Here is an 18,521-nt window from a genome sequence, read left to right on the forward strand (position 1 = left end):
GCACAAGCGTCAGCGCCATGTCACAGCCTCCGCAGGCGGTCGACGACGGCCGGGCTATCCAGCGTGACCATCATCGCGTCGCGCGCGCTCATCTCGACGACCTTGCCGCTGCGCCCCGCCGCCGTCGCGGCGATTTCCGGGCGCCTGGCGAACGCTGCGGCGCCGCCGTGCACCGGCGCGTTGTGCGCGGCCAGCACGATCACGTCCGGCGCGAGCGTGCGCCACGCCTCGCGCGACAATACCTTGTAGCCCTGGATGCCGGCGGCCGCGTTGACGCCGCCGGCGGCTGCGATCAGCGTGTCGGCCGGCGTGCCGCGCCCGGCGACCATCGCGCCGTCGTAGCTGACGAGATAGCGGCGGGCGGTCGGTTTGCGGGGCGCCATCTTCGCCTGCCAGTCGCGCGCGAGCGCGTCGGCCGCGGCGCGTTTGTCGATCAGCGTGCCGACCCGGCGGATTGCCTGCGCGAAATCGCTGCCGTCCTCGGCGAGCGCCACCTGCTCGGCACGCACGCCGACCGCGCGCAGTTGCGGCCACAGCGTCGGCGGCTGCGCCGCGCTGCTGCCGATCGCCAGCGTCGGCCGGCTGCCCGCGATGGTCTCGGCCGACAGCGAGCGCATGAAGCCGATCTCGCTGGCGTGCGCCAACTCTCGCATGCGGCTGGCACGGTCGCGGGCGACCACCTCGTTCGCGGCGCCGAGCGCGACGACGATCTCGGCAACATCGCTGGTGAGCACCGCGATGCGCTCGGCCGCGTGCGCGCCGGAGCCGAGCACGCCCATCGAGAGCGCGAGGGCAAGCAGGGGCTTACGCATCTTCGCCCTCCAGCACCGAAAGTTCGCACAGGAGCTTGCGCCACTCGGGCCGCTCGCTGTGGCCGCCCTTGCGCTCGCCGAACAGTGTGAGCAGGGACACGCCGGCGGCGTCGAACAGCTCGAGCGAGGTGACCACACCGTTATCGCCCGGCTTGTGGGCGACCCATGCCTCGGTCACCTTGGGCATGTCAAGGTGCAGGCTGAAGGCGGGGTCGAGAATGTTCAGCCAGTTGCCGCGCACCTCGACCCGGTCGATGGTGCCGGTGTGGATCTGGATCACCCCGCTGTTGCCGGCGAACGCCATCATCGGCACCCGGGTCGCCGCCACGCGGCGCAGCAGCGTCTCGACCGCGTCGGTGCGCACCCGCCACGCCTGGCCGGGCGGCGCCAGACGGAAGGCCTGGCGTCGCGTGAGCCGGTGGCGCCGCAGCAGCGGATGGAAGCCGTGCACGTCGCGCAGTGCCAGCCATTCGGACTGGAATGCCGCCGCGTCGATTTCGCTGTCGGCAAGTTCGGCCGGCGCCGGCGCCACCGGTTCGGGAGAGGGCTCGTCGCGCTGGGTGGCAAAGCGCCTGACCAGCGCGTCGAACGCGGCGACGTCACTGTCCGGGCGCAGGAACACCTTCTGGATCGCGGTGCCGTGCTTGTCGAAGAACTGCAGCGAACGGCGCTCGCCGCGGGCGTCGTTTGTCACCAGCGCGTACGCGTACGCCCAGCCGTAGAGGAAGAAACGCAGGTCGATCACCTCGTTGATCGCGAGACCGACCTTGCCCTCGAACTGGACGTTGCCGTAGTACCCGACCAGTTCGTGCACGCAGGCGTCGTTGCGCGCGAGCGCCATCACTTCACCCAAGGGCTCGATTGCCGAGAGCAGCGCCGGCAGATCCGCCGTATCCAGCGCACTCGCCCCAGGGTCGGCGTGCACGAGTTCGCACTCGGTAACGCCCAAGTGACGCGCGGCGTCGCGCGGGTAGACGCCGGGCACCTCTTCGCGCAGGCGGGCGAGTTGTTCGATCAGGCTCAGGTTCGCCATGTCCATGGTGGTTCTCCTTGTTGCAGGGGAGCCGCTGTGCGGCTTCAGAAGTTGTACGAGTAGCTCGCGCTGAAGTTCCTGCCGGGCTGGGTGTAGCGCTCCAGCACCGCGTCGCCTGCGGCAAGGCCGCGCACGTCGGCGCTGTTCCAGTACTTGCGGTCGGTCAGGTTGAATACGCCGACGCGCAGCGTGCTGTGGCGGTCGGGTTGCCAGTACGCGGTCAGGTCGAGCGTCGCGTAGCCGGGCGCCTTGAATTGCCCTTCTTCCGCCACGCGGCGCTTTTGCGCGACGGCTTTGACGAAGGCTTCGGCGCCCCAGCTTTCGCTGTCGTAGCGCAGGCCGGCCACCGCGGTCAGCGGCGCGACCGAATCAAGCGGACGGTCGTCACTCTGGTTGCTGCCTTGCGCCCAGGCGACGCTGCCGGCGAGGCGCCAGCCCGGGGCGAAGCGCCAGCCGGCCTTGGCTTCGGCACCGTGGATGCTGACGCGGCCGATGTTCTGGTACTGCGATTCGAACGAGCCGGGGCGCGCCGCGCCGCCGATGCCGTTGCCGTTGCTGTCGCCCGACAGCGTCACCAGTTCGATGAAGTCGCGGTAGCGGTTGGCGTAGGCGGTCAGCCCGAAGTCGACGCTTTCCCACTGTCCCTTGAGGCCGAGCTCGACGCCGCGGCTGGTTTCCGACTTGAGGTTCGGGTTGGCGACCACCTCGTAGCCGTGCGTCTGGTTCGCGTACACCATGTTCGCGTCGTCGAACGGCGGTGCCCTGAACCCGGTCGAGAGCTGCACGAAACCTGTGTAGTGGTCCGCGAACGGCACGGACAGGCCGAACTTGGGCGAGAGCGCCTGGTCGCTGAACGCAGGCACCGCGCCCGCCGGGTTGGCGTTGAGGTAAGCCTTATCGGTGTGGGCACGCATGCGGTAGTAGTCCCAGCGCAGGCTGGGCGAGGCGAGCATGCCGCCGGGCAACGCGATCTCGTCCTGCACGAAGACGCCGACCCGGTCGGACGTGCTGTCCGGGAAGGTCTTGCTCGGGAAGGTCTCGCCGGCGACGACATTGCTGGTGCTGCCGTTGGCCTTGACTTCGACCTTGTCGCGCGGGCGGCTGGTCTCGGTGCGGCTCGCGTCCAGCCCCCACACCAAGCTGTGTTCGAGGCCCGCCCAATTGAAACGCTGACGGGCGTCGAGGCTCAGGCCGCGGCTGGTTTGCTCGAAGCCGTAATCGGAGACGCGCCGCGCGCCGTCGCTGCGCCACTCGACGCTGTCGTCGCTGTTGTCGAGTTTCTGCGCGTACAGTTTGACGTCCAGCTGTTCGAGCGTGCCCAGTTCCCTGCCCTGCCACGTAAGCGAGACGCGGTCACGGCGGACGGTGTCGGTGGCGTCCAGCCGGTCGACGCCGGCAACGCTGACAGCCCCCATCTTGCGCGGCGCGGTACGCGCGCTGACGACGTCGGTGTCGGTGCGGCGGCGGTAGTGTTCGAGCGCAAGCTCCAGCCGCTGGCCGGCCAGCGGCTGCCAACCGAACTTGGCGAGCACGCTGTCGCTCGTCCAGTCCTGCGGGTTGGGGGCGGTGCGCGTCTTGGCGCTTGCGGGCGTGCTCGCGTCGTTATCGCCCTGGTTGCGGGTTTCGTGGCCGCGCCGGTGCGTCGCGAGCAGCATCGCCTCGGTGCGCTCGCCCTTGAGCGCGAGCCTAGCCGACAGGCCGCTTGACGCGTCGGCCGAGGCGCCGAGAACCTTCACGCCGCCACCGACAGCCTCGCCCGGCGCCAGCAGGTCTTCCGCCTGCAAGGTCCGGTAACCGACCACCCCGCCGATCGCGTCCGAGCCGTACAGGCTGGAGAACGGCCCCTTGACGATGTCGATCGCACGCAGCGTTTCCAGGTCGATGTACTCGCGGCCGGAGACGAAGCCGTTGGCGTTGCCGCCGCCGGCGTAGGCGTCGGGCAGGCGGATGCCGTCGACCAGCATCAGGATGCGGTTGCCGTCGATGCCGCGGATGGTATAGCCGGCGTTGCCGCGCCTGGCCGGGTCGCTGGCGACCTCGACCCCCGGCTCGTACTTGACGGCTTCGGCCATGTCTTGGGCGAGCGTCGCGTCGAGCTTGTGGCGCGATACCACCACGGTGTTGGGGGCCGTCTCGGCGAGCGATTTCTCGGTGCGGTGCGCGGTCACCTCGACCGTTTCCAGCCTGTCCAGCTGGACCGAGGTTTCGGCAAAGGCCGGCCACGCCGAGGCGAGGCCGATGAAGAGCGGGGTCAGACGAAAGCGGGCCATGCAAACTTCCTTGTCGGGTTGTTGGCTGGCTCGCGCTGGGCGCTGGCTGGCTGGGGCGGGTCGGGGCCCGGATTTACTTGATCAGGATCAGCTTGTTGTTGCTGGTCAGGCGCAGCCGGTAGATTTCGCCGGCGTGTTCGATGGTCACTTCGCGTGCGCGGCCGAACAGCCGCGTGCTTTGCAGGTGCGGGCCCTCTACCGGCTTGGGCGCCGCGGGTGGGGTTGTGTGGTTCATGCTGTCCCTCGATGATTTTTTCAAATGATAACGATTATCATTCGTTATGACAACAGCGGAAATGCTGCTGTTGCAATTGCGATACATTCTCGTTTAGCCTGAAAAAAGCCAGCCGCCGCCAGCCATCCTCACCCCTGAATCGCTGGAGACGAAATGTACGACACCCTGCCCGAGCCCCTGCCCTTCAAGCAGCGCCGCGCGCTGATGCCGATGTGGGGACAGGCCCCGCTGCCGGAAGTGCGCTGGCCGGCAACCTGGCAATCCCTGCAAGAGCAGCCGCTGCCTCATGGCAGCCTCGCCTACGTGCATATCCCGTTCTGCGCGAACCACTGCGTGTTCTGCGGCTTCTACCGCAACGGCTGGAAAGCCGAGACCGCGTCGCGCTACGTAGACCGGCTGATTGCAGAGATCGAGCACGACGCAGCCACCCGCCAAAAAAGCGGCTCGGTCAGCGCGCTCTACCTGGGCGGCGGCACGCCGACCCTGCTCTCTGCCCGCGACCTTGGCCGCTTGCTTCAGGCACTCAGGGCCAACCTGCCCTTGAGCGACGACTGCGAGATCACCGTCGAGGGACGCATCTCGCACTTCGGCGAAGATAAGGTCGACGCCTGCATCAAAGCCGGCGCCAACCGCTTCTCGATCGGCGTACAGACCTTCGCCACGCATATCCGCCGTCGGCTCGGCCGCAAGCACCCGGGCGACGAAGCCGCCCGTTACCTGGAATGGCTGGCTGCACACAGCGGCCAGGTCGTCGTCGCCGACCTGATGTTCGGCCTGCCCGGCCAGGACGACAGCGTCTGGCGACAGGACCTCGCCACCGCCCTGTCGCTGGGGCTCTCCGGCGTCGACGTGTACGCGTTCAACCTGATGCCGCAACTGCCCATCGTGCGCATGATCGAAAAGGGCGCGCTGCCGAGCGCCGGCTCGCTCGCCGAGCAACTTGCGCAGTACCGCACCGCCTGCCGCGCGTTTGACGAGGCGGGCTGGGCACAACTGTCGAACAGCCATTTCGGCGCGCCGTGCGCGCGCGAACGCAACCGCTACAACCTGGCCATCAAGGCCGGCGCCGACTGCCTCGCTTTCGGTTCCGGCGCAGGCGGCAAGCGCGGTGCCTTCAGCTACGCGGTCGAACCCGACCTCGAACGCTACCTGGCCTGCCCCGTCAGCCAAAAACCGATCGCCCGCCTGGGCCGCGGCGACGCCGCAGGCCAGCTGGCCGCCCTGCAAGGCGCGGTCGAAACCGGCCGCATCGCGCTCGCGTCGCTGCCCGAACCCGCGCAGACCCGGCCACTCATCGAACGCTGGGCGGCGCTTGGCCTGCTCACCCTCGGCCATGACCACGCCGAGCTGACCGTCGACGGCCGCTTCTGGGGGCCGACGATGATCCGCGAGATGGCCGAACGCATCGCCCCGGCCGGCGCGGGCCACGCCCACCCGCTCACCCTTCACCATCCGCTCAAGGAGACCGCATGAACACCCCGCAAATCGCACAGATGAAGGATCGCCTCGCCAGGAACCCCGGCGTGGTGCTGGAGAAACTCGCCGACGGCAGCGGCCTCACCATGGCCCAACTGATCGAGTGCCTGCCAGAGGCGATGTGGCGCAAGGTGGACGGCCGCCATTGCGTGGCGGTCCTCGAAGCGCTGCCTGCGCTGGGGGACGTCACCGTGATCGTGCACACCGCCGACGGCATCTTCGAGATCGGCGGTGCCTTCCCCGCGGGGGAGACCGGGCACGGCTTTTACAACCTGCACGGCAAACAGGGCCTGCACGGCCACCTGCGCGCCGAACGCTGCCAGGCGATCTACCTGGTCGAGCGGCCGTTCATGGGCCGCGACAGCGCAAGCCTTCTATTCGCCAACGGCGACGGCGGGGTGATGTTCAAGGTGTTCGCCGGCCGCGAAGCCGACGGTTCTTTGAAACAGCCGCAGCTCGCCGCGCTGCGCGCGCTGATGGAGGCGCACGCATGAGCGACCTGCTGGTGTTCGGTGCCAGCGGCAACAGCGGCCTGCTGCTCGCCCTGGCCGCCCGCCAAGCTGGGCTGGACGTCGCGGCACTGGCCAGGCCCGGGCGCGGCGATGCGCTTGAGGCGGCCGGCGTGGCGGTTGTCACTGGAGATGCGTTCAAGCCGGAGGACTGCGCACGCGCGCTCGAGGTGGCCAGGCCGCGCCAGGTGGTCAGCCTGCTCGGCGGCAAGTCGGCGGACGGGCGGCGGGTGGACGAAACCGGCAACGTCAACGTGATCGCCGCCTGCGAGGCTGCCCGCGTTGAGCACGCGCTTCTGGTGACCAGTTTCGGTTGCGGCGAGCTCTACCCGCTGCTCTCGGTGCAGGCACAGGCCATGCTGGGCGAGGCAATCTGCGCGAAGACGCGGGCCGAGGCGCGCTGGCGGGCCGGTCCGCTGACCACCACCTTGCTGCGCCCCGGCGGCCTGAGCAACTCGGCGGGCTGCGGGCGCTGGCAGTTGCACGACGGCGCAAACGGCAGCGGCGCACCACTGCCGCGCGCCGACCTTGCGCTGGCCATCCTCGCCCTGCTGACCGACCCGGCCCAGCACGGGCGCACGTTGTGCGTCAGCGGGGCGCAGACAGACGCTGGCTGAGCGCCGCGTGGATCAGGGCAAACCACGGCGTGAAATGCGCGGGGTGCGCGAAGAGCGCCTCGCTAAGTTCATCCGGCGCCACCCAGCGCCAGGCGTCGACTTCGTCGGGGTTGGGATGGGGGTCGCCGTCGAAGCGGCCGACAAACACATGGTCGAACTCGTGCTCGACCAGATCCCCCGGCGGGATCACCGCCCGGTAGACAAAGCTGTATTCGAAGCCGAGCGGACAATCGAAGCCCATCTCGAAGCCAAGGCGCGCGTGCGCGGCCGAAAGGGTGTCCTCCCCCGCGAGCGGATGGCTGCAGCAGGTGTTCGACCACAGGCCGCCGCCGTGGTACTTGGCGGCGGCGCGCCGCTGCAACAGCCAGCGCCCCGCGCGATCGAACACCTGCACCGAGAACGCGCGGTGCAACAGCCCGGCCTCGTGCACCGCCAGCTTCTCGCCCGTTCCTAGCGGCCGGTCGTCCCCGTCGACCAGGATCAGTGCCATGGCTCCTCCAGCATGAATGTCATTAACAAGCCTTGGCAGGCCCCATATTTGTCTTACCATCAAGCCCGCCCTGCTTCATGGAAAAACACTGGGCGGTAGGGCCGTAGCGCCTGTACCCGTTCGAAGCCAGCGCCGCTCAGGTGCAGTTCGTGAGCACCTGCCGGCCGGGCCGGGCGTGCGCACGCTGGAGACGATTGCCAACGGCTCCGTCGCGCCCGTCGGCAGACTCGCTACCGTGGTCGGCGCCGGTAACCCCCCTGCGCAAATGAAAAAAGCCCGCCGGACAGGCGGGCTTTTTGCTGGCAAGACGGCGCCTTAGCCGCGCTTGAGCCTGGCGTTGGCGGCGATGCGCATCCGCAGCGCGTTCAGGCGGATGAAGCCTGCGGCGTCGGCGTGGTTGTACGCGCCGCCGTCCTCGTCGAAGGTCGCGATGTTCGGGTCGAACAGCGAGTCGGTCTTCGATTCGCGGCCGACGACGATCACGTTGCCCTTGTACAGCTTGACGCGCACCCAGCCGTTCACCGTCTGCTGGCTCTCGTCGATCATGGTCTGCAGCATGTGGCGCTCCGGGCTCCACCAGTAGCCGGTGTAGATCAGCTTGGCGTACTTGGGCATCAACTCGTCCTTCAGGTGCGCGACTTCGCGGTCGAGCGTGATCGACTCGATCGCGCGGTGCGCCTTGAGCATGATGGTGCCGCCCGGGGTCTCGTAGCAGCCGCGCGACTTCATGCCGACGTAGCGGTTCTCGACGATGTCCAGACGCCCGATGCCGTGCTTGCCGCCCAGCTGGTTGAGCTTGGTCAGTACCTGAGCCGGGCTCATCGCGACGCCGTTGATGGCGACGATGTCGCCCTTGCTGTACTCGAGTTCGACATACTCGGCCGCATCCGGCGCGCTCTCCGGCGAGTTGCTCCACAGCCACATGTCTTCTTCGGGCTCGGCCGCCGGGTTCTCCAGCGCCAGGCCCTCGTAGGAGATGTGCAGCAGGTTGGCGTCCATCGAGTACGGGCTCGCGCCGCTCTTGCGCTTGCTGATGTCGATGCCGTGGGTCTCGGCGTAGGCGAGCAGCTTCTCGCGGCTCAAGAGATCCCACTCGCGCCACGGCGCGATCACGTGGATGTTCGGCTGCAGCGCGTAGTAGCCGAGCTCGAAACGCACCTGGTCGTTGCCCTTGCCGGTCGCGCCGTGGCTGACCGCGTCGGCGCCGACCTGGCGGGCGATCTCGATCTGCCGCTTGGCGATCAGCGGGCGCGCGATCGACGTGCCCAGCAGGTACTCGCCTTCATAAATGGTGTTGGCGCGGAACATCGGGAACACGAAGTCGCGCACGAATTCTTCGCGCAAGTCGTCGATGAAGATGTTCTCGGGCTTGATGCCCAGCGCGATCGCCTTCTGGCGCGCGGGTTCGACTTCCTCGCCCTGGCCGATGTCGGCGGTGAAGGTCACCACTTCGCACTGGTAAGTGTCCTGCAGCCACTTGAGGATGACGGAGGTATCGAGGCCGCCCGAGTAGGCGAGGACGACTTTCTTGATGTCAGACATAGTGCTTCTTTCTTCCGGTTTTTCCTGTTGCCGCCGGCCGTGGTACGGCTAGGTGGCGGCAGACTCATGCTTGTTCGGTTCGCCCGGCGCAACAGGCCGGACGGCGGGCAAACTTCAGTCGAGCGCCGCGGGCAGACCCGGCAGCGGACGACAACATTCGCCCGCGGTGCTTCGTCGCACCTGACGCCGTGCGCGTACGCACGGCGTCGCCGCCGCCGGGGCCGGGGTGCCGATAAGCTGGGTTTGCCAGACAGGTTTCATCAGGTTTCCAGAAAAACACCGCGTCAGCGCGCTACGCGTCCCGACGGTGAGCATCTATTTGAACGGGTGTCGCCAGCAAAACCAATGTCATGTTTTACATTTTTGCGACGCCAATATATGTATACTAAATCCACCGGCGTCGCAAGCCTTTATGACGTATTTATCTTGGCCTAACCCGTTCGAGCTCGGCCCCGCTCAGCACGCGAACTGCCTCCTCGCCTTGTGCGCTGGCCATTCCGTGGATCTCGATCCCCTTCTGTCGCTTGATCAGCCGCGCGAGGTACACCAGCACCGCCTCGTCTATCAGTTGGCCGGGCACCAGCACAGGAATGCCCGGCGGATAGGGAACGATCTGGTCGCACGACACCCGCCCGATCAGCGCCTGGTTCGGCCGCCCGTCGTCGTCGAGCAGCGTGAGGCGCTCGCCCGCCTCGTAGAACGCGTCGCGCGGCAGGCAGGCAAGCGCCGTGAACGCGGGCATCTCGGGCAGCCGGGCCACTTCAAGCGGCGGCCGCGCCTCGCGCGCGAGGCGGCCGAACGCATCGCACAGCCGCGTGACCTTGCTCTTGGTCGTGCCTATGGTCAACAGCAGGGTCAGCGTGTTGAAGGTGGTCTTCTCGACCTGGATGTTGAAGCGCTCGAATAGCGCGCGCTGCAATTCGTCGGCGCGCCAGCCGCAGCGCGAGATGTCGACCGTCAGCTTGGTCGGGTCGAGCCGTACACCGTCGCCGCGGATCTCGTCGGGCAGCAATTCGTCCATCTCGAGCACGCGAAAGACGCCGGTGCCGTCGATCTTGCGCTTGAGTTCGGCGGCAAGCTTCAGCGCCCGCGACAGCAGCCGGTAGCCCTCCATCACCGCTTGGCGGCGGGCGACGTCGAGGCTGGCGATCAGGCCGTACTGCGGGCTGGTCGACGCGTGCATGTTGAAGCACTCCCGGAACAGGTGCGCATCGAAGTCGGGGTCCTGGACATGGATCATGCTCGCCTGCGAGAACGCCGAGAGCACCTTGTGCGTGCTCTGCGTCGCGTAGTCGGCACCGGCTTCCATCGCGGTCGGGCGCAGTTGCGGGTGAAAACGCGCGTGGCCGAACCATGCCTCGTCGATCACGACCTTGATGCCGGCCACGTGCGCGGCCTCGATCAGCGGTGCCAGATCGTAGCGCAGCCCGTCGTAGGTGCACGAAGTGAGGATCAGCGCCTTCGCCTCGGGGTGCGCCTCGATCGCCGCCAGGATGCGCGCCTTGGGCACCGGGCCGAAAATGCCGTAGCGGCGGTTCAGCGAGGCGTCCAGATAGACCGGCCGTGCGCCGGAGAGGATCACCGCGTGATGCACCGACTTGTGGCAGTTGCGGTCGAGCAGCAGCACGTCGCCCGGCGAGAGCAGCGATTGCAGGATCACCTTGTTGGCGGTGGACGAGCCGTTGGTCGCGAAGAAGGTCTCGCGCGCGCCGAACGCCTTGGCCGCGCGCGCCTGCGCGTCCAGGATCACGCCGGTCGGGTGCAGCAGCGAATCGAGTTCCGGCACCGATACCGACAGGTCGGCGCGCAGCATGTTCTCGCCGACAAAGTCGTGGAAGTCCTCGACCCACGGGCTGCCCAACAACGACTCGCCGCCGGAGTGGCCGGGCGTGTGCCATGCGTCCTTCGCCATCGCCACGTACTCGCGCAGCGCGTCGTAAAACGGCGTCGCCGAACGCTCGGCCATCTCGGCGCTCAAGATACGGAACCAGCCGGCAAAATCGGCCTCGTCCCGATAGAAGCAGCCGGAGAGCTCGACCGGCGACATCAGCTCGGCCTCGCCCTCCTCCTCGTCGCCGGCGAGCACCAGGTAGAACGACAACTCCGGGCGCAGTGCCCACAGCGACTCGATCAGGGCCATGGCGGGGTCGGCGCCATCGCCGGCCAAGGCGTGGTCGACCAGCACGCCCTGTACCTCGCCGTCGGTCTCGATCAGCGACAGCACCTCGGCGCGGCTGCTACACGCGGCAAAACAAAGCCCGAAGGGGTTGGCCAGCCTGGCACCGGCCTTTTGCAGCGCCTCGCACGCGGCGGCGGCCCACGCCGCGTCCTGGCTGACGATCGCGATCCGGCAATTGATGGACGACATGGTTTGCGCTCCCCTGCGGCACACTCGGCACCGCATCTTATTGTCATGAACAGCTACTGTAACCGCATGCCCGCGGCGCGTCATTTTGCAGCCGCACATCGCACGTGCTGGGCTACAATCGCGCCATGCTTTCCGACGCCGAAAAGGCCGCCATCCGCGACCGCTACAAGACCCTCACCGACAACCTGCCGGGCTTCCGCCCACGCGCCGCACAGCGGCAGATGCTCGCCGAGATCGCCAACGCCTTCTCGCGCAGCCTGCCGGTGGTCGACGGCGAACTGCCCGAGCGCGAGGGCGAGAGCATCGTGGTGGTCGAAGGGCCGACCGGCGTCGGCAAGAGTCTCGCCTACCTGATCGCCGGTGGCGTGATGGCGACCATGCGCGGCAAGAAGCTGGTGGTCACCAGCGCGACCGTCGCGCTGCAGGAGCAGCTGGTCGACCGTGACCTGCCCTTCGTCGTCGAGAAGAGCGGCCTGCCGCTGACCTTCGCGCTGGCCAAGGGCCGCGGCCGCTACCTATGCCCGTACCGCCTGTTCGGGCTGACCGCCGGCCACGCGCAGGGCGAACTGCTCGCACCGGACCCGGTGCTCGCGCTGTGGGACAGGAAACCCGAGCAGGCCGAACTCGACACCCTGCGCGAATTCGCCGACGCCTTTTACGCGCGCAGCTGGAACGGCGACCGCGACAGCTGGCCGGCCATCGTCGACGACAGCCTGTGGCTGCGCGTGACCAACGACCGCCACGGCTGCCTGAAGACTGCCTGCCCCAACCGCGCCGAATGCCCGTTCTACCTCGCGCGCGACGTACTGGAGACGGTCGACGTCGTCGTCGCCAACCACGACCTGCTGCTTGCCGACGTGGCGATGGGCGGCGGCGTGATCCTGCCCGCGCCCGACGACAGCTTCTACTGCATCGACGAGGCGCACCACCTGGCCAAGAAGGCGGTCAACCAGTTCGCCGCCGAACACAGCCTCGCGCAGGCGATGGGGTGGCTGGAGAAGATGCCGCAGCTCGCCAGCCGCGTCGAGGCGCTGATCGACAAGCCCGAATTGACCGCCGGCGCCGCCGACGCGGCGGCCGCCTGCGCCGAGACACTGACCGAATGGCTGTGGCTGCTCGGCGGCGAGGAAGCGCTCTCGCCCGCCGAAGGGGGGGACCCGACCTGGCTGATCGACGACGGGCGCCTGCCCGAACACCTGAAGCAGCCGACCGCCAATATGGCGGTCAGCGCGCGCTCGCTGTACAAGCACATCGCCGGCATGGCCGACGCGGTGGCCGAGGCGCGCCGCGACAAGCCCGCCGACGCGCCCCTGCTCGACAAGGCGCAGACGGATCTCGGCTTCATCGTCGGCCGCGCCGAGCAGCTCACCGCGGTGTGGGACCTGTTCGAGCGCGAGGCCGACGACAAGGCGCCGCCGATCGCCAAGTGGATCACCCGCAAGCTCGACGGCAAGGGCGACTACCTGTTTTCGGCCTCTCCGGTCAGCGCGGCGGCCAGCCTCGAACACGGGTTGTGGCGGCGCGCCGCGGCAGCGCTGCTCACCTCGGCAACGCTGCGCTCGCTGGGCGAATTCGACCTGCTGTTGACGCAGACCGGCCTCAAGTGGCTGCCCGGCGTCAGCTGCGTCGCGCTCGACTCGCCATTCGACTTCCCGACACAAGGCGAACTCTACCTGCCGCCCTTGAACGCCAGCCCGAAAGACCCGGGCGCGCACACCCGCGAGATCGTCGAGTGGCTGCCCAAGCTGATCGATGAGACCGAACCGGTCGGCACCCTGGTGCTGTTCTCCTCGCGCAAACAGATGCAGGAGGTCGCCGAGGCGCTGCCGGAGAGCTTCAAGCAGCACCTGCTGGTGCAGGGCGCACTACCCAAGAGCGTGCTCTTGGAGACGCACTACCGGCGCCTGGGCGAGGGGCAGCCCAGCGTGATCTTCGGCCTCGACTCCTTCTCCGAGGGACTGGACTTGCCGGGCGAAGCCTGCGTGCACGTGATCATCGCCAAGCTGCCGTTCGCGATGCCGGACGACCCGGTCGGCAAGACGCTCTCGCGCTGGATCGAAAAGCGCGGCGGCAACCCGTTTATCGAAGTGACGGTGCCCGAGGCGTCGATCAAGCTGATACAGGCGGTCGGCCGGCTGATCCGCACCGAGCGCGACTGGGGCCGGGTGACCATCCTCGACAACCGGATCACCCGCCAGCGCTACGGCAAGAAACTGCTCGCGTCGCTGCCGCCGTTCAAGCGCATCTGAAATTCGGATAGAATGACGAAAAACTAAAAGGGCACCCGCTCGCGGCGTGCCCGGCGCCACAACCGAGACACCCGACCTGCAAGGCCATCGCCGTCACCATGATCTGCAACCCCTACGAAATCGTCATCCAGGGCATCACCGAGGAAGGCCGCACCTTCCGTCCGAGCGACTGGGCCGAGCGCCTCTCAGGCGTGATGTCCTCGTTCGGCGAGAACCAGAAGCTCGCCTACCACCAGTTCGTGCGACCCATGCTGCTCGAGGGCGTGCGCTGCGTCGCCATCGACAAGAAGCTGGAAAAAGCCCACCCGGACATCTTCAGTTACCTGATCGACTTCGCGCGCGACAACCACCTGCGCGTGGTCGACTGCCGCACGCTGATCGACGAAGTCTACCCGAACAAGTTTTTAGCATAAAAACAACAATAGGGTTTTCCCTAGCCGATTCTTTAGCTATTTTGCAACACGTTTGACGCGTGCGTTGTTAAATTGGCACACGATTGTCATGCATTCGTCACAATGTGCGACGGTCGAAAACAAGACCAAGACCACCCGAAACAACGGAGCAACGCAAACATGCAAAAGAAAACCCTGGCTGTCGCCCTGGCCGCCCTGTTCGCCCTGCCGGCCGTCGCGCAGGCTGAAGTGTCCATCTACGGCTTCATGGCTGCCAGCGTGGATTCAGCAAAAGCCACTGGCAATGGCGATGAGGCCAAGAACTACAAGCGCACCACCCGCGTCAACTCGGACAACTCGCGCATCGGCTTCAAGGGCAGCGAAGACCTGGGCAACGGTCTGAAAGCAGTGTGGCAGATCGAAAACTCGCTGGCTAAATACGACAACGCCGGCGGTGACACCTGGGCCGGCCGCAACAGCTTCGTCGGCCTGTCCGACGCCACCTTCGGAACCCTTCTGCTTGGCCGCTACGATTCCGCGTACAAGCGCCTGACCGACACCGGCCAGGACCTGATGGTCAACACCACCGCCGGCAACCAAGGTGCCACCCAGATCTTCAGCCGTGGCGAAGCCCGCTACACCAACAGCATCAGCTACACCACCCAAAGCTGGGCCGGTCTAGTTGCTGGCGTATCGTTCGCTGCAGATGAAGATGGCTCTGCCAGCAAAGACCGCTGGTCGGTCGCTGCCCAATACACGCTGGAAGGTCTGAAACTTGGTCTGGGCTACGACCAGCAGAAAGACTCGTATACCTACGCAGCACCTAAGCCGCAAGAAGTTGCCGCTCGTAACTCTTTTGGCACCACGGAAAACCTTGAAAAGTCGAAGTTCTACAAGCTCAGCGCTTCGTACAAGATTGCTGACACCCTGCTGATCGCGGGCTACGAGTGGGCGCAGGGCGACACCAAAGTCGGTAGCGACCTGAAGCAGGACGACTGGACGATCGGCGTGCAGCAGAACTTCGGCAAGGGTTCGGTTCGCCTGTCCTACGGCAAGCTCGGCAAGCTCGACGGTGTCGACAATGCCGACGACTACAAGGCCTCGCAGTGGATCCTGGGCGGCACCTACAACCTGAGCAAGATGACTCAGGTTTACGCCTACGCCACCAAAATCAACAACAACGCAAGCCAGAACGTGAACTTCCAGAACAATCAGATCACGAGCCAAAAAGTCACGATCAAGGGTGAAAGCGTATCTGTGTTGACCCGCGGCAACGACCCGCAGGCCATCGGCGCCGGCCTGCGCGTGAACTTCTAAGCCTTCTCTGGCTGAAAAAACGGGCGCTGCAGCGCCCGTTTTTTTGCGTTGATCCAACAGTGTTGCAGTTAACCAAACCGTCACCCGCCGGCAATGCCTATGTAATGGCGGGTGCGGATACTGGCGCCGACCGGAAAATCCGGCGCCACACAAACACAACGGAGCAACGCATGTACAAGCACACCCTGGCGGCCGCGCTGGCCGCGATCTTCACCCTGCCCGCACACGCCGACGTCAACATCTACGGCTTCATCAGCGCCGGCGTCGAGTCGGCCAAGGCCGACGGCGCGGCCAAGCCGGCCGACAACTACAAGCGCACCACCCGCGTCACCGACGAGAACTCGCGCATCGGCTTCAAGGGCAGCGAAGACCTGGGCGGCGGCCTGAAGGCGGTGTGGCAGCTCGAGCAGAGCCTGCGCAACTTCGAAAACGGCGGCGTCAACGACAAGGGCGAATCCGCAACCTTCGCGACCCGTAACAGCTTCGTCGGCCTGTCCGACGCCGCTGCCGGCACCTTCGTGCTAGGTAACTACGACTCCGCGTACAAGCGCCTGACCGACGTCGGCCTCAACGTGATGAGCAACACCACCGCCGATACCCACGGCAGTTCGTCCACCTACAGCCGCGGTGAAACCCGCCTGAAGAACAGCGTCAGCTGGACCAGCCCGAACTGGGCCGGTTTCATCGCTGGCTTCTCCTACGGCTTCGACGAAGACCGCTACGTGTCGACCGCAGCCACCGGCGAGCAGCGCCAGAACAACGACCGCTGGTCGCTGGCCGGCCAGTACAGCAACGGCGGCCTGAAGGTCGGTGCCGGTTACGACCGCGCGGGCGATAAATTCTCGTCCAAAGAAATCAAGGACAAGAATGGCGTTGTGACCGGCATCGATTACACCCCCAACATTGACAAGACCCAGTTCTACAAGTTGGCCGCCGCGTACTCCTTCACCACCGGCACCACCATCGGCGCCGGCTACGAATGGGGCCGCGTCGATTACGTCGGCAGCAAGCCCGACACCAAACAGAACGACTGGCACCTCGCCGTGGTGCAGAAGTTCGGCGCCGCGTCGGTACGCGCGTCCTACGGCAAGCTCGGCAAGCTCGACGGCGACGCCAACGCCGACGACTTCAAGGCGAGCCAGTGGGTGCTCGGTGCGACCTACGACCTGACCAAGCAGACCCAGGTCTTTGCTTACGCGACCAAGATCAAGAACAGCAGCGCGCAGAACGCCAACTTCTCGGTCAACCCGATCTACACCAGTGGCCAGGGCTCCAGCAAGGCATCGCTCGCCAAGGGCACCGACCCGCAAGCCTTCGGCGCCGGCCTGCGCGTGAACTTCTAAGGCCTGAACGCTTCTTCCTTTCGTTGACGGGCGCCGCGGCGCCCGTTTTTTGTTAACATGGCGCGTTCCACCTTCCCGAACCGAACCGCCATGAGCATCGTCATCAAGAACGAGCAGGACATCGAGAAAATGCGCGTCGCCGGCCGACTGGCGGCGGAAGTGCTCGATTACATCACCCCCTTCGTCAAGCCGGGTGTCACCACCGAAGAAATCGACCGCCTGTGCCACGAGTACATGGTCAACGTGCAAGGCACCATCCCGGCGCCGCTGAACTACGCGCCGGACGGCGGCACACCCTACCCCAAGTCGGTGTGCACCTCGGTCGGCCCGGTGATCTGCCACGGCATCCCGAACGACAAGCCGCTGAAGAACGGCGAGATCGTCAACATCGACGTCACCGTGATCAAGGACGGCTACCACGGCGACAGCAGCCGCATGTACTACGTCGGCGAAGTCGGCGAGCACGCCCGCCGCCTGTGCCGCATCACCTACGAGTGCATGTGGAAGGGCATCGAGAAGGTGAAGCCGGGTGCGCGCCTGGGCGACATCGGCTACGCGATCCAGCAGCACGCCGAGAAGGCCGGCTACAGCGTGGTTCACGAATTCTGCGGCCACGGCATCGGCCAGAAGTTCCACGAGGAGCCGCAGGTACTGCACTACGGCCGCCCGGGCACCGGCGTCGAGATCCAGGCCGGCATGATCTTCACCATCGAGCCGATGATCAATCAGGGCAAGCGCCACCTGCGCATGCTCGCCGACGGCTGGACGGTGGTCACCAAGGACCGCAGCCTGTCCGCGCAGTGGGAGCACACCATCCTCGTCACCGACACCGGCTACGAGATCCTGACCACCTCCGAGGGCACGCCGCCCAAGCCGGTGTTCAAGTAAGAAGCTGCACTCCCCACAAAGACAAGGGCGCCCACGGGCGCCCTTGTTGCGTTCCGGCTGCCCCTACCAGAGGCGGCGGATCTGCTCGGCCAGCTGCACCAGCCGGCCGTGGAAGAAGTGGCCAGCGCCGGGCAGCACCAGCACCGGCAGCGACTGCGGCCGCGCCCAGTCGAACACGGCAGTAAGCGGGATCACCTCGTCCTCTTCGCCGTGGATCACCAGCGTGTCGGCCGGCACCGGCGGCGTAGCTATCGCGTACTTGCCCACCGCCACGCCGATCAGCAGCAGCCGCTCGGCCTCACAGCGCTCACGCACCCGCGCGGCGACAAAGCCGCCGAACGAGAAGCCGGCCAGCGCGAGCGGCAGGCTGCCGTGCGCGGCGCGCGCGTGCTCGACGACCGCGAGCACGTCGTCGACCTCGCCGACGCCATAGTCGTGCACGCCGCCGCTCTCCCCGACCCCGCGCAAATTGGGCAGGTAGCACACATAGCCCAGCTGCGACAGCGCGCGCGCAGCGGTCTGCACCACCTTGTTGCCGTTGGTGCCGCCCTGCAGCGGGTTCGGGTGGCAGATCACGGCGATGCCGGTGACCGCGCCCTTGGGCTCGACGATGAGCGTCTCCAGTTCACCCACCGGCCCCGCCAGCATGCGGGCATTGTGCGGCTTGAGCATCAGCGCGCCAGCCTCTGAACCACCTCACCGCCGAGCAGGTGCTTGTCGACGATCTCGTCGATGTCCTCGCGGTCGACGAAGGTGTACCAGATCTCCTGCGGGTAGACGACCATCAGCGGGCCGTCGTCGCAGCGGCCGAGGCAGCCGGCCTTGTTGACGCGAACCCGGCCCTCGCCGGCGAGCCCCAGCGCCTTCACGCGGTCCTTCATGTAGCCCATCAGCTCGCTGGCGCCGTGGTTGTTGCAGCAGTCCTCGCCGGGCGCGCGCTGGTTGCAGCAGACGAACACATGGTGCTGGTAAAAAGACAT

At 66.7% G+C, this 18,521-nt stretch carries 17 protein-coding genes; 8 read left to right on the forward strand and 9 right to left on the reverse strand.

Features of this window, described 5'->3' with window-relative positions:
* Positions 1 to 20 precede the first annotated feature (20 nt).
* The 4 genes from GZH52_RS08595 to hemP all read right to left on the reverse strand — a co-directional run bounded on the left by GZH52_RS08595 (position 21) and on the right by hemP (position 4,350).
* Positions 21 to 812, reverse strand: coding sequence for a heme/hemin ABC transporter substrate-binding protein (locus GZH52_RS08595; protein WP_163316072.1), 792 nt, complete (start codon positions 810 to 812; stop codon positions 21 to 23).
* Positions 805 to 1,851 (reverse strand): hemin-degrading factor, encoded by a 1,047-nt coding sequence (locus GZH52_RS08600; RefSeq protein ID WP_163316073.1) that lies wholly within the window; start codon positions 1,849 to 1,851, stop codon positions 805 to 807. Before GZH52_RS08600 ends, GZH52_RS08595 begins: the two co-directional genes overlap by 8 nt.
* A gap of 38 nt (positions 1,852 to 1,889) precedes the next feature.
* Entirely contained in the window at positions 1,890 to 4,115 is a 2,226-nt protein-coding gene (locus GZH52_RS08605) for a TonB-dependent hemoglobin/transferrin/lactoferrin family receptor (RefSeq protein WP_163316074.1), read from the reverse strand.
* Between the two features lie 73 nt (positions 4,116 to 4,188).
* The gene (hemP, locus tag GZH52_RS08610; protein ID WP_163316075.1) at positions 4,189 to 4,350 is read right to left on the reverse strand and encodes a hemin uptake protein HemP; all 162 of its coding nucleotides are present in this window, start codon (positions 4,348 to 4,350) and stop codon (positions 4,189 to 4,191) included.
* 153 nt (positions 4,351 to 4,503) lie between these two features.
* Between hemP and hutW the strand changes: the two genes are divergently transcribed.
* Genes hutW through GZH52_RS08620 form a run of 3 tightly spaced genes read left to right on the forward strand, consistent with a single transcriptional unit; the run spans position 4,504 to position 6,952 of the window.
* Positions 4,504 to 5,823: a heme anaerobic degradation radical SAM methyltransferase ChuW/HutW gene (gene hutW, locus GZH52_RS08615; protein ID WP_239058070.1), complete on the forward strand. Its 1,320-nt coding sequence runs from the start codon at positions 4,504 to 4,506 to the stop codon at positions 5,821 to 5,823.
* On the forward strand, positions 5,820 to 6,320 hold the full coding sequence (gene hutX / locus GZH52_RS16805) for a heme utilization cystosolic carrier protein HutX (RefSeq protein ID WP_239058071.1): 501 nt from the start codon (positions 5,820 to 5,822) through the stop codon (positions 6,318 to 6,320). Before hutW ends, hutX begins: the two co-directional genes overlap by 4 nt.
* Positions 6,317 to 6,952, forward strand: coding sequence for an NAD(P)H-binding protein (locus tag GZH52_RS08620; RefSeq protein ID WP_163316076.1), 636 nt, complete (start codon positions 6,317 to 6,319; stop codon positions 6,950 to 6,952). Before hutX ends, GZH52_RS08620 begins: the two co-directional genes overlap by 4 nt.
* Here the strand turns inward: GZH52_RS08620 and idi are convergent.
* From idi to GZH52_RS08635, 3 genes are all read right to left on the reverse strand, one after another.
* A complete protein-coding gene (gene idi / locus GZH52_RS08625) occupies positions 6,924 to 7,442 on the reverse strand; it encodes an isopentenyl-diphosphate Delta-isomerase (RefSeq protein WP_163316077.1) in 519 nt (172 codons plus the stop codon). The genes GZH52_RS08620 and idi overlap by 29 nt on opposite strands.
* 315 nt (positions 7,443 to 7,757) lie before the next feature.
* The gene (locus GZH52_RS08630) at positions 7,758 to 8,984 is read right to left on the reverse strand and encodes an argininosuccinate synthase (protein ID WP_163316078.1); all 1,227 of its coding nucleotides are present in this window, start codon (positions 8,982 to 8,984) and stop codon (positions 7,758 to 7,760) included.
* A gap of 421 nt (positions 8,985 to 9,405) precedes the next feature.
* Positions 9,406 to 11,352 carry an aminotransferase class I/II-fold pyridoxal phosphate-dependent enzyme gene (locus GZH52_RS08635; protein ID WP_163316079.1) on the reverse strand — a complete coding sequence of 649 codons (1,947 nt, stop codon included), beginning with the start codon at positions 11,350 to 11,352 and terminating at the stop codon, positions 9,406 to 9,408.
* A 125-nt stretch (positions 11,353 to 11,477) separates the two neighbouring features.
* Between GZH52_RS08635 and dinG the strand changes: the two genes are divergently transcribed.
* The 5 genes from dinG (at position 11,478) to map (ending at position 17,541) form a co-directional block, all read left to right on the forward strand.
* Positions 11,478 to 13,601: an ATP-dependent DNA helicase DinG gene (dinG, locus tag GZH52_RS08640; protein ID WP_163316080.1), complete on the forward strand. Its 2,124-nt coding sequence runs from the start codon at positions 11,478 to 11,480 to the stop codon at positions 13,599 to 13,601.
* A 98-nt stretch (positions 13,602 to 13,699) separates the two neighbouring features.
* Positions 13,700 to 14,014 carry a DUF3579 domain-containing protein gene (locus GZH52_RS08645; RefSeq protein ID WP_163316081.1) on the forward strand — a complete coding sequence of 105 codons (315 nt, stop codon included), beginning with the start codon at positions 13,700 to 13,702 and terminating at the stop codon, positions 14,012 to 14,014.
* 159 nt (positions 14,015 to 14,173) lie between these two features.
* The gene (locus GZH52_RS08650) at positions 14,174 to 15,310 is read left to right on the forward strand and encodes a porin (RefSeq protein WP_163316082.1); all 1,137 of its coding nucleotides are present in this window, start codon (positions 14,174 to 14,176) and stop codon (positions 15,308 to 15,310) included.
* Positions 15,311 to 15,480: 170 nt separating this feature from the next.
* The gene (locus tag GZH52_RS08655) at positions 15,481 to 16,653 is read left to right on the forward strand and encodes a porin (RefSeq protein WP_163316083.1); all 1,173 of its coding nucleotides are present in this window, start codon (positions 15,481 to 15,483) and stop codon (positions 16,651 to 16,653) included.
* A gap of 90 nt (positions 16,654 to 16,743) precedes the next feature.
* A complete protein-coding gene (map, locus tag GZH52_RS08660) occupies positions 16,744 to 17,541 on the forward strand; it encodes a type I methionyl aminopeptidase (protein ID WP_163316084.1) in 798 nt (265 codons plus the stop codon).
* A gap of 63 nt (positions 17,542 to 17,604) precedes the next feature.
* Here map and GZH52_RS08665 read toward each other — a convergent pair whose 3' ends face one another.
* A complete protein-coding gene (locus GZH52_RS08665; protein ID WP_163316085.1) occupies positions 17,605 to 18,213 on the reverse strand; it encodes an alpha/beta hydrolase in 609 nt (202 codons plus the stop codon).
* A complete protein-coding gene (locus GZH52_RS08670) occupies positions 18,213 to 18,521 on the reverse strand; it encodes a (2Fe-2S) ferredoxin domain-containing protein (protein ID WP_163316086.1) in 309 nt (102 codons plus the stop codon). Before GZH52_RS08670 ends, GZH52_RS08665 begins: the two co-directional genes overlap by 1 nt.

The organism is Crenobacter caeni, assembly GCF_010435965.1.
Lineage (GTDB): Bacteria > Pseudomonadota > Gammaproteobacteria > Burkholderiales > Chromobacteriaceae > Craterilacuibacter > Craterilacuibacter caeni.